The 13531-nt window shown below is 60.5% G+C and carries 12 protein-coding genes; 9 read left to right on the top strand and 3 right to left on the bottom strand.

Features of this window, described 5'->3' with window-relative positions:
- Positions 1-283: 283 nt before the first annotated feature.
- The 4 genes from RAS12_RS23120 (at position 284) to RAS12_RS23105 (ending at position 5131) form a co-directional block, all read left to right on the top strand.
- Complete coding sequence (locus RAS12_RS23120) at positions 284-1447, top strand: ABC transporter substrate-binding protein (protein ID WP_306941787.1); 1164 nt, start codon at positions 284-286, stop codon at positions 1445-1447.
- 141 nt (positions 1448-1588) lie between these two features.
- The gene (locus tag RAS12_RS23115; protein ID WP_306941785.1) at positions 1589-2461 is read left to right on the top strand and encodes a branched-chain amino acid ABC transporter permease; all 873 of its coding nucleotides are present in this window, start codon (positions 1589-1591) and stop codon (positions 2459-2461) included.
- A 3-nt stretch (positions 2462-2464) separates the two neighbouring features.
- Positions 2465-4390: a branched-chain amino acid ABC transporter ATP-binding protein/permease gene (locus tag RAS12_RS23110; RefSeq protein WP_306941783.1), complete on the top strand. Its 1926-nt coding sequence runs from the start codon at positions 2465-2467 to the stop codon at positions 4388-4390.
- Between the two features lie 18 nt (positions 4391-4408).
- On the top strand, positions 4409-5131 hold the full coding sequence (locus RAS12_RS23105) for an ABC transporter ATP-binding protein (protein ID WP_306941782.1): 723 nt from the start codon (positions 4409-4411) through the stop codon (positions 5129-5131).
- Between the two features lie 84 nt (positions 5132-5215).
- On the opposite strand, the gene RAS12_RS23100 is transcribed toward RAS12_RS23105, so the two are convergent.
- The 3 genes from RAS12_RS23100 to RAS12_RS23090 form a co-directional block, all read right to left on the bottom strand.
- On the bottom strand, positions 5216-5641 hold the full coding sequence (locus RAS12_RS23100) for an organic hydroperoxide resistance protein (RefSeq protein ID WP_306941780.1): 426 nt from the start codon (positions 5639-5641) through the stop codon (positions 5216-5218).
- A 193-nt stretch (positions 5642-5834) separates the two neighbouring features.
- Positions 5835-6296, bottom strand: a complete 462-nt coding sequence (locus RAS12_RS23095; protein ID WP_306941778.1) for a MarR family winged helix-turn-helix transcriptional regulator — start codon at positions 6294-6296, stop codon at positions 5835-5837.
- Between the two features lie 65 nt (positions 6297-6361).
- Positions 6362-7069, bottom strand: coding sequence for a Crp/Fnr family transcriptional regulator (locus RAS12_RS23090; protein WP_306941777.1), 708 nt, complete (start codon positions 7067-7069; stop codon positions 6362-6364).
- Between the two features lie 169 nt (positions 7070-7238).
- On the opposite strand from RAS12_RS23090, the gene RAS12_RS23085 reads away from it, so the two are divergent.
- The 5 genes from RAS12_RS23085 (at position 7239) to RAS12_RS23065 (ending at position 13515) form a co-directional block, all read left to right on the top strand.
- Positions 7239-9215, top strand: a complete 1977-nt coding sequence (locus tag RAS12_RS23085) for an AMP-dependent synthetase/ligase (protein WP_306941774.1) — start codon at positions 7239-7241, stop codon at positions 9213-9215.
- A 5-nt stretch (positions 9216-9220) separates the two neighbouring features.
- On the top strand, positions 9221-10018 hold the full coding sequence (locus RAS12_RS23080) for an ABC transporter ATP-binding protein (RefSeq protein ID WP_306941773.1): 798 nt from the start codon (positions 9221-9223) through the stop codon (positions 10016-10018).
- An 11-nt stretch (positions 10019-10029) separates the two neighbouring features.
- Entirely contained in the window at positions 10030-10959 is a 930-nt protein-coding gene (locus RAS12_RS23075; protein ID WP_306941771.1) for a branched-chain amino acid ABC transporter permease, read from the top strand.
- Positions 10960-10985: 26 nt separating this feature from the next.
- Positions 10986-12050: a branched-chain amino acid ABC transporter permease gene (locus tag RAS12_RS23070; protein WP_306941769.1), complete on the top strand. Its 1065-nt coding sequence runs from the start codon at positions 10986-10988 to the stop codon at positions 12048-12050.
- A gap of 124 nt (positions 12051-12174) precedes the next feature.
- On the top strand, positions 12175-13515 hold the full coding sequence (locus tag RAS12_RS23065; protein WP_306941767.1) for an ABC transporter substrate-binding protein: 1341 nt from the start codon (positions 12175-12177) through the stop codon (positions 13513-13515).
- Positions 13516-13531: the final 16 nt, after the last annotated feature.

Raw genomic sequence — 13531 nt, 5'->3', positions numbered from 1 at the left:
AGGATGCGGCAAACGAGACTGTCTGCCCAGTGCGCATGCGCGACCCCGCTCCCCGCCCCGCCCGCTTCAAACCATGCTGCATTGCAGCGTCTGTCGCGACGCCGGTACGCATGTACTAGGTATTTACGCGGAAAACCCCCGCCGGGTCAGATTCGCGTAAGCGATTAAGCAGACAGTCACAACACGCAACACAGGAGAGCGCCGCAACACGTCTTATCCCCCTGCCGCTTGGCGCCGGCACACGGTTTTCCACGCAGTTCTACTAATTACAACGGAGACATCCATGGATTTTCGTTTGAAGCTGCTAGCAGGAACCCTTGCATTTGCCGCATCGGCCGCGTCTTACGCTGCTGACCCTATCAAGATCGGCGTGGCCGGCCCCTACACCGGCGGCTCGTCCTCCATGGGCGTGAGCATGCGCGATGGCGTGCGCCTTGCTATCGAGGAAATCAACAAGAGCGGCGGCGTCCTCGGACGTCAACTGGTCGCCGTGGAACGTGACGACGAAGCCAAGAACGAGCGCGGTGTTCAGATCGCCCAAGAGCTGATCAACAAGGAACAAGTCGCCGCCACCGTCGGCTACATCAACACCGGCGTGGCGCTGGCATCGCAGCGCTTCTACCAAGACGCCAAAATTCCCGTTTTCAACAACGTCGCCACAGGTAGCGTGATCACGCACCAGTTCAAGGCCCCTGAATACCCAGACAACTACGTGTTCCGCAATGCGGCGCATGACAGCATCCAGGCCCCGATGATCGTCGAAGAAGCGGTGACCCGCCGCGGCTTCAAGAAGGTGGCGATTCTGGCCGACTCCACCAACTACGGCCAGCTGGGCCGCGAAGATTTGGAAAAGGCGCTGGACGCCAAGGGCATCAAGCCCGTGGCCGTTGAAAAATTCAACATCAAAGACGTCGACATGACGGCCCAATTGTTGAAGGCCAAGGCAGCTGGCGCAGAAGCCGTGCTGACCTACGGCATCGGCCCCGAACTGGCGCAAATTGCCAATGGCATGACCAAGCTGGGCTGGAAGGTGCCGATCATCGGCAGCTGGACCTTGTCGATGGCCAACTACATCGATAACTCCGGCGCCAACGGCGAAGGCGCGCGCATGCCGCAGACCTTCATCCAGGACCCGGACACCCCCAAGCGCAAGGCGTTCATCGACGCCTATCTGGCCAAGTTCAAGCCCAAGAACAATCGCATCGACTCGCCCGTGTCGGCTGCGCAGGGTTACGACTCGATCTTCTTGCTGGCTGCGGCCATCAAGCAGGCCAATTCCACCGACGGCCCCAAGGTGCGCGAAGCGCTGGAAAACCTGCAAACGCCGGTTGAAGGCGTCGTCATGACCTACAACAAGCCGTTCTCGGCCACCAACCACGACGCGATCACGGCCAAGGAAGTGGTCATCGGCGAGGTCAAGGGCGGCAAGGTCGTCAAGGCCAACTAAGTTCCAAAGAGCAGGAAGGCGGCGGCTGCCCGGCCGCCGCCGCACGCGCCCCGCATATAGGGCGCGGGGCATGCAGCCGCCTGAAAACCGCGTTCTGCCCAAGGGGGTTGGGACGGAACACAGCGCTACGCGAAAAACACCATGATTCTTCTACAGCTCATCTATAGCGGTATCGCGCTAGGCATGATCTATGCCGTCATTGCGTTCGGATACCAGCTCACATTTGCCACATCGGGCACGCTGAACTTCGGTCAGGGCGAAGCCCTGATGCTGGGCGCGCTTGTCGGACTCACGCTGGTCGGCCTGGGCGTGAATTACTGGGTCATGATTCCCATCGTCTGCATCTTCGGCTTTGCGCAAGGCGCGCTGGTCGAGCGCGTTGGCGTGCGGCCGGCCATCAAGACGCGGTCGGAATTCGGCTGGATCATGGCCACCATCGCCTTGGGGATCATCTTCAAGAACGTAGCCGAAAACATCTGGGGCCGCGACGACCTGCGCTTTCCCTCGCCACTGCCCGAAGCACCGATTCAGGTGATGGGCGCCAACGTCTTGCCCATGGAGCTGCTGGTGGTTTTCGGCGCGTTGGGCATGATGATTCTGGTGGAAATATTCAACCGAAAATCCATCTACGGCAAAGCCTTCGTCGCTACGTCGAACGACCGCGATGCGGCCGGCCTGATGGGTATCAACACAGGCATGGTCATCACGTTTTCGTATGCGCTGTCGTCGCTCACCGCCGCATTTGCCGGCGTGCTGGTGGCGCCCTTGACGCTTACCGGCGCCACGATGGGCGCGGTGCTGGGCTTGAAGGCATTCGCTGTCGCGATCATTGGCGGCTTGTCCAGCGGGATGGGCGTTGTGGTGGGCGGGCTGATCCTGGGGATCGCCGAAACGACCACCGGGTTCTATCTTTCAACGGGATACAAAGACGTGCCGGGATTGGTGTTGCTGTTGCTCGTTCTGACCTTCAAACCCGCCGGTCTTTTCGGCAAGACCGCCATCAAGAAGGTGTAAACGATGAAACCCTTGCACCTCTTGCTATCCGTCGTAGCGGTTGCCTGCCTGGCCGCCGTGCCGCTGGGCGTGACCAATACGTATTACCTGCACCTGATCGAAACGATCATGATCTATTCGATCCTGCTGTTCGGGCTCGATATTGTGGTGGGCTACACAGGCCAGGTGTCGCTGGGGCATGCCGGCCTGTTCGGCATTGGCTCGTATGTGGCCGGCGTGCTGTTCTTTCATTTGCAGATGCCCATCTGGGTGATCCTTCCCGCCGCCATCCTGATCGCGGCCGCCTTTGGCGCAGTGCTGGCGTTACCGGCGCTACGGGTAACGGGCCCCTATCTGGCCATGGTGACGCTGGCATTCGGCACCATCATCCAGATTCTGATCAACGAAATGACCTTCATGACCGAAGGGCCCTTGGGCATCAAGATTCCCAAGCCGTCCATCGGGGGCCACATACTGACCAAGAGCGAATACTTCTGGCTGGTCGGCGCGCTGCTGGTGATCTCGTTGATCGTCGTGCACCGCATCATGAAGTCGCACCTGGGCCGCTCGTTCGAAGCGCTGCGCGACAGCCCCATTGCGTCCGATTGCATGGGCGTGTCGGTCTACCGGCACAAGGTGATTGCCTTCGTGATCAGTGCAGGCTTTGCCGGCTTGGCAGGCGCGCTGTATTCGTATTCGGAACAGTACATCTCGCCCAACACCTACAACTTTGAACTGACCATTCTGTTCTTGCTCGCCATCATCATGGGCGGACGCAAGAGCCGCACCGGCGCGTTGCTGGGCGCATCCATCATTGTGCTGCTGCCCAAGATGCTGGATGACATCAGCACGTTCCGGTTGATCGCGCTGGGCGTGGCTGTCCTGGTCACGGTGGGAAGCATCATCGCCATCTCCAAAGGCCGCGCAGAGCCTCGCCGCGTCGTGGTGCCGGTTGTGGGAACCATCTTGCTGGCGATCTTCTCGTATTGGCTGGACGCTGTGACCGATTGGCGCCTGACGATCTTCGGCGCCATGATTCTGTTCGTGGTGTATTACCTGCCCGATGGCATCGTGGGCTTTGTCCGCAATCTTTTCTTCTCCACCCGGCGCGCGGCGCTGGCGGTCAAGAAAGACCTGGTGAAAGAGCAGGAAGCGGTAGCCCCCGAAGCCGTGGCTGGCAAGGGCGAAACGCTGCTGTCGGCCAAGAGCGTGCTGATGCAGTTTGGCGGTCTGAAAGCACTGAACGAAGTGGATCTGACCATCAAGCGCGGCACCATCCACGGCCTGATCGGACCCAACGGGTCCGGCAAGAGCACGATGATGAACGTGCTGACGGGCATTTACGTGCCCACAGCGGGTTCAGTGGACTTCTCTGGCAAGTCGCTGGTTGGCTTGGCGCCTGCCGACATCGCCGCCAGCGGCATTGCGCGCACCTTCCAGAACGTGCAGCTTTTTGGCGAAATGACCGCGCTGGAAAACGTGCTGGTGGGCCTGCACCACACCTTCACCACGGGCCTGGCCGGCATTGCGCTGCGCACCCCCAAGTGGAAGGGTGAAGAGCAAGGCGCACGTGCGCGCGCCATGGCGTTGTTGGAGTTCGTTGGCCTGGAGTCTCTGGCCAGCGAAGAAGCCCGCAACCTGCCCTATGGCAAACAGCGCTTGCTGGAAATAGCTCGCGCGCTGGCGCTGGACCCGCAACTGCTCCTGCTGGATGAACCCGCAGCCGGCTTGACCGCGCCTGACATCGTCGAGCTGCTGGCCATCATCCGCAAGGTACGCGACCACGGCATCACGCTGATTCTCATCGAACACCATATGGATGTGGTCATGGGCGTGTGCGACACCGTATCGGTGCTGGACTTTGGCCAGAAGATCGCCGAAGGGCTGCCCAACGAAGTGCAAAGTGACGCCCGCGTGATCGAGGCGTATCTGGGCGGCGCGCCCGCCTGATGCCACAAGGACAACAAGATGCTATCGATCAAGAATCTGGAAGCCGGTTATGGCAAGGTCAAGGTGCTTCACGGCATCAGCATGGAAGTGCCCAAGGCCAAGGTCGTAACGCTGATCGGCTCCAACGGCGCCGGCAAGACCACAACGATGCGTGCGCTGTCCGGCATGATCCGCCCCACCGCGGGCGAGGTCACGTTAAGCGGCAAACGCATCGACGGCCTGGAATCCCACCGCATCGCGCGCTTGGGGCTGGCGCATTCGCCTGAAGGCCGCAGGGTTTTTCCCACGCTGTCAGTGACCGACAATCTGCTGTTGGGCGCGTTTCCGCGTCTGACAGGCAGCCGGCCCAAAGGCGATGTGCAGGCTGACCTGGGCCGCGCCATGGATCTGTTCCCGCGCCTGAAGGAACGCCGCGAGCAATTGGCGGGGACCTTATCGGGCGGCGAGCAACAGATGCTGGCCATGGCGCGGGCGGTGATGTTGAATCCGGAATTGGTGCTGCTGGATGAGCCGTCGATGGGCTTGGCGCCGATTCTGGTGGAAGAGGTTTTCCGGATCATCGCCCGCCTGAAGGACGAAGGGGTAACGATGCTGCTGGTGGAGCAGTTTGCCGCAGCCGCGTTGAATGTGGCTGACTACGGATATGTGTTGGAGAACGGCAAGATATCCGTCCATGGCAGCGCAGAGAAGTTAAAGCATGACCCGGCTGTCGTAGCGGCATATCTGGGCGGAGGCCACTAAGGAAGAAGTTGGCGTGATGCAAAAAGACGCTGCCAGCTGGCCGCAACGGCCAGCTGGCAGCGATCAACGATCAACGATCAACGATCAGACAATCGTCAACGTCACGTCAATGTTGCCGCGCGTGGCGTTCGAATACGGGCACACGATGTGCGCCGCGGCCACCAGCTTCTCGGCCAGCTCACGCTCCATGCCCGGCAACGAGATCTTCAGTTCGACTTCAATGCCGAAGCCGGTGGGAATGGGGCCGATGCCCACATTGCCGTTAACCGAAACGTCTGCAGGAATCGCAATCTTGTCGCGGCCGCCGACGAACTTCATTGCGCCCAGGAAGCACGCCGAATAGCCAACGGCAAACAATTGCTCGGGGTTCGTGCCGGCAGCGCCTGCGCCGCCCAGTTCACGAGGAGTGGTCAACTTGACGTCCAGGTTACCGTCGTCGCTCACGCCACGGCCTTCACGGCCTCCGGTGGCGGTTGCACTGGCGCGGTACAAGACTTTTTCGATCGACATGGTGTGTTTCCTTTCAAGATAGATGGTGAACTGCCATACCGGGCGGGACCTCCCGCCACGGCGTACTGCTGACTTTCAGGTACTGACGCTTCTGTACTGAACCTTAAAACTGCTCTGCTTGACTTTTAAATAGCACACGACTATATCGTGCACTATTTATATGGCCGGACGATGACTGCGGTCATCCTTCCATTCAAAGACTATCGACCAGCTTTTCCCTGAGCGCGTGCAAGGTCTTCATCACACCCTGTGCCTCGTCCAGCGTGCACTGGGCAGCGGCCGCAATCGCGTGGGGCACGGCTTCGGCCTTCTCACGCAGGTCGCGGCCTTGCCTGGTCAGGCCTACGATCACCTGCCGCTCGTCGTCTACCGCCCGCTTGCGGGTCACCAGGCCGGCAGCTTCCAGACGCTTTAGCAGCGGCGTGAGCGTCGCGGAATCCAGGAACAGGCGGTCGCCGATATCCGTCACCGTCAGGTCTTCGCTTTCCCAGAGCACCAGCATCACCAGATACTGGGGATAGGTCAGGTCCAGCCCGCGCAACAGCTTGCGGTACACCTTGTTCATCGCCAGCGAGGTCGAATACAAGGCAAAGCACAACTGGCTGTCCAGCAGCAGCGGGTTGAAAGCGCCTTTGGGTTTGGATCGGGATTTCATTGCGCAATATTAAATAGCGCACTATTCATCGTCAAGCGTTTTTTTTGTAAACGGGCTGCGACCGCCTAGGCGGCTTGTTCGCCCTCGATCGCGGTGTGATCGGATCCATACTGCTTCAAGCCATCCAGATCGAGCACACGGACAGCGCCGTATTCCACATTCAGCAACCCTGCCTCTTCGAGTTTGCGCAGCGCCTGGTTGGCGCGTTGCCGCGACACCCGCGCCAGATAGCCGACTTCTTCTTGCGTAATCGTCAGCCGCATGCCCATGCCGGGATACAGCAAAGGGTTGAAGAGCTCGGCCAGACACCGTGCAACGCGCGCATCCGGGTCCAGCAGACGGTCGTACTCCGCCTTGCCGATGAACTGCGCCACGCGCTCGTTCAGTTGATGGAGCAGGTATCGGTTGAACGGGATGCTGATGTCCAGCAACCAATCGAAAGTGGGAGCCGGCAGGCGCGCTACGACCGATTCGCGCAGCGCCACGATGTCATATTTGCGGACCTCGCGTTTCAGCAGAGATCCTTCGCCAATCCAGCCGCCGGCGGGCACGCCTGTCAGGGATGCGACCTTGCCCTCCGCATTGCCTACAGACACTTTGACCAATCCAGCCAATACGCCAATCCAAGCCTGGGCGAGTTCACCTTTGCGCTCTATGATCGATCCAGCAACCACTTGCTGCACGGTCAGGTCTCGCTCGACGCGCGTTTGCTGCTCGCGGTTGAGCACGCGAAACCAGGCCGCGGCGAGTTGAAGGGAGTCGGCTAGTTGCATCGGGAATACCCTAGAAATTCCTTGAATGTCGCGATGGTGACAGTTGGTAGCAAGCCAACCTTATACCTTAAGTCCTGCCGTAAATCTAAAACCAACTGGTCAAGCCCCTCATCGCCACTGCCGCTCCCGCGGCGACCTGGCGCGACGTGCCCAAACCGGAGGAGACAACGTGGCACATTCATCGCCCGCATCTGCACAGATGCCTGCGGCGCTGGACACCTTTCCAGCGCTGCTGTTCGCGCATGCCAACGTTCGCGGGTCGCGGCCCGCGATACGAGAAAAAGATCTGGGGATCTGGCAAACCCTTACGTGGTCCGATGTGGCGGAGCATGTCCGTCACGTTGCAAGCGGTCTTGCGTCCCTGGGCATACAGCCCGGCATGCACGTGGCCGTCATCGGTGAGAACCGTCCCCGTCTGTACATGGCCATGATGGCCGCGCAGTCGCTGGGCGCCATTCCTGTTCCGCTCTACCAGGATGCCGTCGCGCTGGAAATGGTCTACGTGCTGCAAGACGCCGAGATCAGCGTGGCCATCGTGGAAGACCAGGAACAGCTGGACAAGATGCTGGAAGTCCGCGAGCAGTGCCCGGCGCTGAAAGCGGTGGTCTATGACGATCCGCGCGGGCTGCGCCACTACTCCGACCCCATGCTGATGTCTTACGAGCAGTTGGAGACCATGGGGCAGGCGCATGCTGCCGAACACCCGGACTACCTGCCCCGCGCCATCGCTGCCGTGCAACCGCATGATCCGGCGGCAATGTTCTACACATCAGGCACGACCGGCAAACCCAAGGGCGTGGTGCTCACGCACCATGCGCTGATCGACCGTGCGCGCGCCGTATCCGAGATGGAAAAGCTGACGGACCAGGAAGACGTGCTGGCGTATCTGCCCCCCGCCTGGATCGGGCAGAACATGTTTTCCTATACCCAGCTGCTGGTCACGGGCTTTACGGTGAACCATCCCGAATCGCCTGAAACCGTGTCGATCGATATGCGCGACATCGGCCCCACTTACTACTTCGCGCCGCCACGCGTGCTGGAAGGCCTGCTGACGCATGTGATGATCCGCATGGAAGATGCAGGGTTTATCAAGCGCAAACTGTTTGGCGCCTGCATGAAGCTTGCGCGCCGCGTCGGCACAAAGATACTTGACGGCGAATCCGTCAACGCCTGGGATCGTCTGCGCTACGGGCTGGGCAATGTGCTGATCTACGGCCCTTTGCGCAATGCGCTGGGCATGAGCCGTGTGCGCGTCGCGTACACCGCGGGCGAGGCCATCGGGCCTGATCTGTTTGTGTTCTATCGTTCGATCGGCATCAACCTGAAGCAGCTGTACGGGTCCACCGAAACGTCCGTCTTTGTCTGCGTGCAGCCGGATGGCAAGGTGCGCGATGACACCGTTGGCCCGCCCGTGGCTGGCGTGGAAATCCGCGTGGCGGATAACGGCGAAATCCTGGTCAAGAGCCCAGGGCTCTTCAAAGAGTATTACCGCAACCCTGCCGCCACTGCCGAAGCGCGCAGCGAGGATGGCTGGTTCCATACCGGAGACGCGGGATATCTGGACACCGACGGCCAGCTAAAGATCATTGATCGCGCGAAAGACGTGGGCAAGCTTGCCAACGGCAGCCTGTTTGCGCCCAAGTACATCGAGAACAAGCTCAAGTTCTTTCAGCACATCAAAGAAGCCGTGGCCTTTGGCGCAGACCGCGAAGATGTGTGCGCCTTCATCAACATCGACCTGGAAGCCGTGGGCAACTGGGCCGAGCGCCGTGGTTTGGCCTATGCGGGCTACACCGACCTGGCAGCCAAAGAAGAGGTCTACCAGCTGATCACGGAATGCGTCGAACAGGTGAACGCCGATCTCGCGACCGATCCAAAATTGTCGGCGTCCCAGATCAGCCGCTTCCTGATCCTGCACAAAGAGCTGGACCCGGATGACGATGAATTGACCCGCACGCGCAAAGTGCGCCGCGCCTTCATCGCGCAGAAATACGGCGTGCTGATTGACGCGCTCTTTGGCGGCAAGCAATCGCAGTTCATCGAGACCGAAGTGAAGTTCGAAGACGGACGCAGCGGCAAGATCTCGGCCGACCTGAAGATCCGCCCCGTCAAGACGTTCCCCGCCATCACAGCCCGAGCCGCGTAGAGATCATGAGCAACAACGACCGCGACCAGCGTATCGGCGACGTCATGCTGGATATGCAGAACATTTCCCTGTCCTTTGGCGGCGTCAAAGCGCTGACGGATATTTCGTTCAATGTGCGTGAACACGAGATCCGCGCGATCATCGGTCCGAACGGCGCGGGCAAGAGCTCGATGCTGAACGTCATCAACGGCGTCTACACGCCGCAGCAAGGAAGCATTGAGTTTCGCGGCGAACGCTTTTCCAAGATGAACCCGCGCCGCGCGGCCGAAATGGGCATTGCGCGCACGTTCCAGAACCTGGCGCTGTTCAAGGGCATGAGCGTGCTGGACAACATCATGACCGGCCGCAACCTGCGCATGAAATGCGGCTTGCTGGCGCAGGCATTCCGGCTGGGGCCTGCCGAGCGCGAAGAGATCAAGCATCGCGAGTTTGTCGAGAACATCGTCGACTTCCTGGAAATTCAGGCGTACCGCAAGACGCCGGTAGGCCGCTTGCCCTACGGCCTGCAAAAGCGCGTGGACTTGGGCCGTGCGCTGGCGATGGAGCCCCGCCTGCTGCTGTTGGACGAACCGATGGCAGGCATGAACATCGAAGAAAAGCAGGACATGAGCCGCTTCATTCTGGATGTGAATGACGAATTCGGCACGACCATCGTGCTGATCGAGCACGACATGGGCGTGGTCATGGATATCTCCGACCGCGTGGTGGTGCTGGACTACGGCAAGAAGATCGGCGACGGCAAGCCGGATGAAGTCCGCGCAAACGAAGACGTGATCCGCGCTTACCTCGGCGTCTCGCACTAAGGCGAACAGACATGGGATTTTTTCTAGAGACCTTCTTGGGCGGCCTGATGAGCGGCATGATGTATGCGCTGATCGGCCTGGGCTTTGTGCTGATCTTCAAGGCATCTGGCGTCTTCAACTTTGCGCAAGGCGCCATGGTGCTGGTTGCCGCGCTGGCCATGGCGCGCTTCTCGGAATGGATACCGCGGTGGCTGGGCTTTGACAACATGATCCTGGCCAACGTGCTGGCGTTTATCGTCGCGGCCATTGTGATGTTCTTGCTGGCTGTCGCCATTGAGCGTTTCGTGTTGCGCCACCTGGTCAACCAGGAAGCCACCACGCTGCTGATGGCTACGCTGGGCATCAGCTACTTCCTGGATGGCCTGGGCCAGATCACGTTTGGCAGCTCGGTGTATTCCATCAACGTGGGCATGCCCAAAGATCCGCTGATGATCCTGGACTCCGTGTTTGAGGGAGGCTTGCTGATCAACCTGGAAGACCTGACGGCAGCCGTCATCGCCGCGTTGCTGGTGGCAGCGCTGGCGATCTTCTTTCAGTACACCTCGACCGGCCGCGCTCTGCGCGCGGTGGCAGACGATCACCAGGCCGCGCAGTCCATCGGCATTCCGCTGAACCGCATCTGGGTGATCGTGTGGTGCGTGGCAGGCTTGGTGGCGTTGGTGGCAGGGATTATCTGGGGCTCGAAGTTCGGTGTGCAATTCACACTGTCTACGGCTGCGTTGCGGGCCTTGCCGGTGGTGATTCTGGGCGGCCTGACTTCGGTGCCGGGTGCCATTCTTGGCGGCCTGATTATCGGCGTGGGAGAAAAACTGTCTGAGGTCTACCTGGGGTCGCTCGTGGGCGGCGGTATCGAAATCTGGTTTGCCTATGTGCTGGCGCTGGTATTCCTGCTGTTCCGTCCGCAAGGGCTGTTCGGCGAGAAAATCATCGACCGCGTGTAAACGGCCAGGCCCTCTAGGATAAAAACATGTTCTACCGCGAAAACGGCCAATTCAAGACCAGCTACCGCGCCGACCAGCAGATCTTTCCGATCCGCCAGGACCGCATCTTTATCTGGCTGCTGCTGGCGGTGGCGTTCATCGCCATCCCGGCGCTCTCGTCCGACTATCTGCTGCGCGCCATTCTGATTCCCTTCCTGATCCTGGCGCTGGCCGCCGTGGGCCTGAATATTCTGGTGGGCTACTGCGGCCAGATCTCGCTTGGCACCGGCGCCTTCATGGCGGTGGGCGCCTATGCGGCATGGAACTTTGGCGTGCGCTTTCCGGGCATGCCGCTGGTCGTTCAGATTTTGCTGGGCGGCTTCTTTGCCACCATCGTTGGCGTGATCTTCGGCATTCCCAGCTTGCGTATCCGCGGTCTGTATTTAGCGGTGGCGACGCTGGCAGCGCAGTTCTTTGTGGATTGGGCATTTCTGCGCATTCCTTTCTTCACCAACTACTCGTCGTCGGGCAACGTGTCGGTGCCGCCGTTGACCGCCTTCGGCCTGCCGGTGCAGTCCGCGCTGGAAAAGTATCTGTTCGTGCTGATTCTGGTGGTGATCTTCAGCCTGTTGGCCAAGAACCTGGTGCGCGGCGCGATCGGCCGGCAATGGATGGCCATCCGCGATATGGACGTGGCCGCCTCCGTCATCGGCATCCGCCCCATGTACGCCAAGCTCACAGCCTTTGCGGTCAGCTCTTTCATTGTCGGCGTCGCGGGCGCGTTGTGGGGCTATATCCACCTGGGTTCGTGGGAGCCGCTGGCATTCGACCTGACGCGATCCTTCCAGCTCTTGTTCATGGTGATCATCGGCGGCCTGGGCTCCATCATTGGCAGCTTTTTCGGCGCGGCGTTCATCGTGCTGGTTCCGGTGGCGCTTTCCAATATTCCGCACATGCTGGGCCTGCCGCTTTCGGTGGACACCGCGGCGCACATCGAACACATGGTGTTCGGCGCGCTGATCGTGTTCTTCCTGATCGCAGAACCGCATGGACTGGCCCGGCTGTGGAGCATCGGCAAAGAGAAGCTGCGCATATGGCCGTTCCCGCACTGATTTCGCATTGATTTCTGCGGGCCAGGCGGCATAACCGCCCGGCCCACATCCTGAATACCCGGCTCAAGACCGGGCCAATCCCGGTGTCCCAGGGTTACTGACCCAAGCACCACGCAGGAGGTAAATGGAGATGAAGCGTCTTAACCTGAAGTTGGCGGCAGCCCTGGTGGCCGCAGCCGGCGCCGTAAGCGCCGTGGCCACGCCGGCAATGGCGGCGGAAGAGCAGTTCGTTCCGTTGCTGGTGTATCGCACCGGGTCGTTCGCCCCCTTGGGCATTCCCTGGGCCGACGGCAAGCTGGATTACCTGAAGCTGGTCAACGAACGCGACGGCGGCGTCAACGGCGTCAAGATCACGTACGAAGAATGTGAAACCGCCTACGCCACCGACCGCGGCGTGGAATGCTATGAACGCTTGAAGGGCAAGGGCACCGGCGCGTCGGGTTTTGACACCCAATCCACGGGCATCACGTTTGCCGTCAGCGACAAGGCCATGCTCGACAAGGTTCCCGTCGAAACGATGGGCTACGGTCTTTCGCAGTCGGTGGATGGCAGCGTGTTCGAGTGGAACTTCCCGCTGCTGGGTACCTACTGGACCGCGGCCGACGTGATGATCCAGGACATCGCCAAGAAAGAAGGCGGCATGGATAAGCTCAAGGGCAAGAAGATCGCCCTGGTCTATCACGACTCGCCATACGGCAAGGAACCGATCCCGCTGCTGCAAAAGCGCGCGGCCAAAGAAGGTTTCGAACTGGTGCTCTACCCGGTCACCGCCCCCGGCGTGGAACAGAAGTCCACCTGGTTGCAGATCCGTCAGGCGCGTCCCGCCTATGTGCTGCTGTGGAGCGCGGGCATCATGACCCCGACCGCCATCCGCGAAGCGCAGGCCAGCGGCTTTCCGCGCGACAAGATGTACGCCATCTGGTGGGCAGGTTCGGAAGGCGACGTCAAAGACCTGGGTGACGTCGCCAAGGGCTACAACGCGATCACCGTGCACAACAGCGGCGCCGAACACGACAAGGTCTATGACGACCTGAAGAAGTTCGTCTACGACAAGGGCCAGGGTTCCGACAAGTCCGGCAAGACCACACTGGGCACCATCGCTCACACGCGCGGCATGATGATTTCCATGCTGCAAGTGGAAGCGATCCGCACCGCGCAAGAGAAGTACGGCAAGGGCAAGGCTTTGACGCCCGAGCAGGTGCGGTGGGGCTTCGAAAACCTGAACCTCACGCAAGAGAAGCTGGACAAGCTGGGCTTTGGCCAGATCATGCGTCCGGTCAAGACCTCGTGCAGCAACCACAAGGGCGACGACTGGGCCCGCATCGTGCAGTGGGATGGCGCCAAGTTCAAGGTAGCGTCCGACTGGTACCAGGCCGACAAGACGATCCTGGACCCGATGGTCAAGGAAGCCGCGGCCAAGTACGCCAAGGAAAAGAACATCACGCCCCGCACTTGCGAGAACTGATGTGAACCGGCGGCCG

It is taken from the genome of Achromobacter seleniivolatilans (assembly GCF_030864005.1).
GTDB lineage: Bacteria > Pseudomonadota > Gammaproteobacteria > Burkholderiales > Burkholderiaceae_B > Achromobacter > Achromobacter seleniivolatilans.
This window is presented reverse-complemented; position numbering and strand designations above follow the sequence as displayed.

What these genes read in the sequence shown, in the direction of transcription:
- RAS12_RS23120 (WP_306941787.1), top strand. Translation starts at nt 284, where the DNA reads ATGGATTTTCGTTTGAAGCTGCTAGCAGGAACCCTTGCATTTGCCGCA.
- RAS12_RS23115 (WP_306941785.1), top strand. Translation starts at nt 1,589, where the DNA reads ATGATTCTTCTACAGCTCATCTATAGCGGTATCGCGCTAGGCATGATC.
- RAS12_RS23095 (WP_306941778.1), bottom strand. Translation starts at nt 6,296, where the DNA reads ATGAAATCCCGATCCAAACCCAAAGGCGCTTTCAACCCGCTGCTGCTG.
- RAS12_RS23090 (WP_306941777.1), bottom strand. Translation starts at nt 7,069, where the DNA reads ATGCAACTAGCCGACTCCCTTCAACTCGCCGCGGCCTGGTTTCGCGTG.
- RAS12_RS23070 (WP_306941769.1), top strand. Translation starts at nt 10,986, where the DNA reads ATGTTCTACCGCGAAAACGGCCAATTCAAGACCAGCTACCGCGCCGAC.
- RAS12_RS23105 (WP_306941782.1), top strand. Translation starts at nt 4,409, where the DNA reads ATGCTATCGATCAAGAATCTGGAAGCCGGTTATGGCAAGGTCAAGGTG.
- RAS12_RS23100 (WP_306941780.1), bottom strand. Translation starts at nt 5,641, where the DNA reads ATGTCGATCGAAAAAGTCTTGTACCGCGCCAGTGCAACCGCCACCGGA.
- RAS12_RS23080 (WP_306941773.1), top strand. Translation starts at nt 9,221, where the DNA reads ATGAGCAACAACGACCGCGACCAGCGTATCGGCGACGTCATGCTGGAT.
- RAS12_RS23065 (WP_306941767.1), top strand. Translation starts at nt 12,175, where the DNA reads ATGGAGATGAAGCGTCTTAACCTGAAGTTGGCGGCAGCCCTGGTGGCC.
- RAS12_RS23110 (WP_306941783.1), top strand. Translation starts at nt 2,465, where the DNA reads ATGAAACCCTTGCACCTCTTGCTATCCGTCGTAGCGGTTGCCTGCCTG.
- RAS12_RS23075 (WP_306941771.1), top strand. Translation starts at nt 10,030, where the DNA reads ATGGGATTTTTTCTAGAGACCTTCTTGGGCGGCCTGATGAGCGGCATG.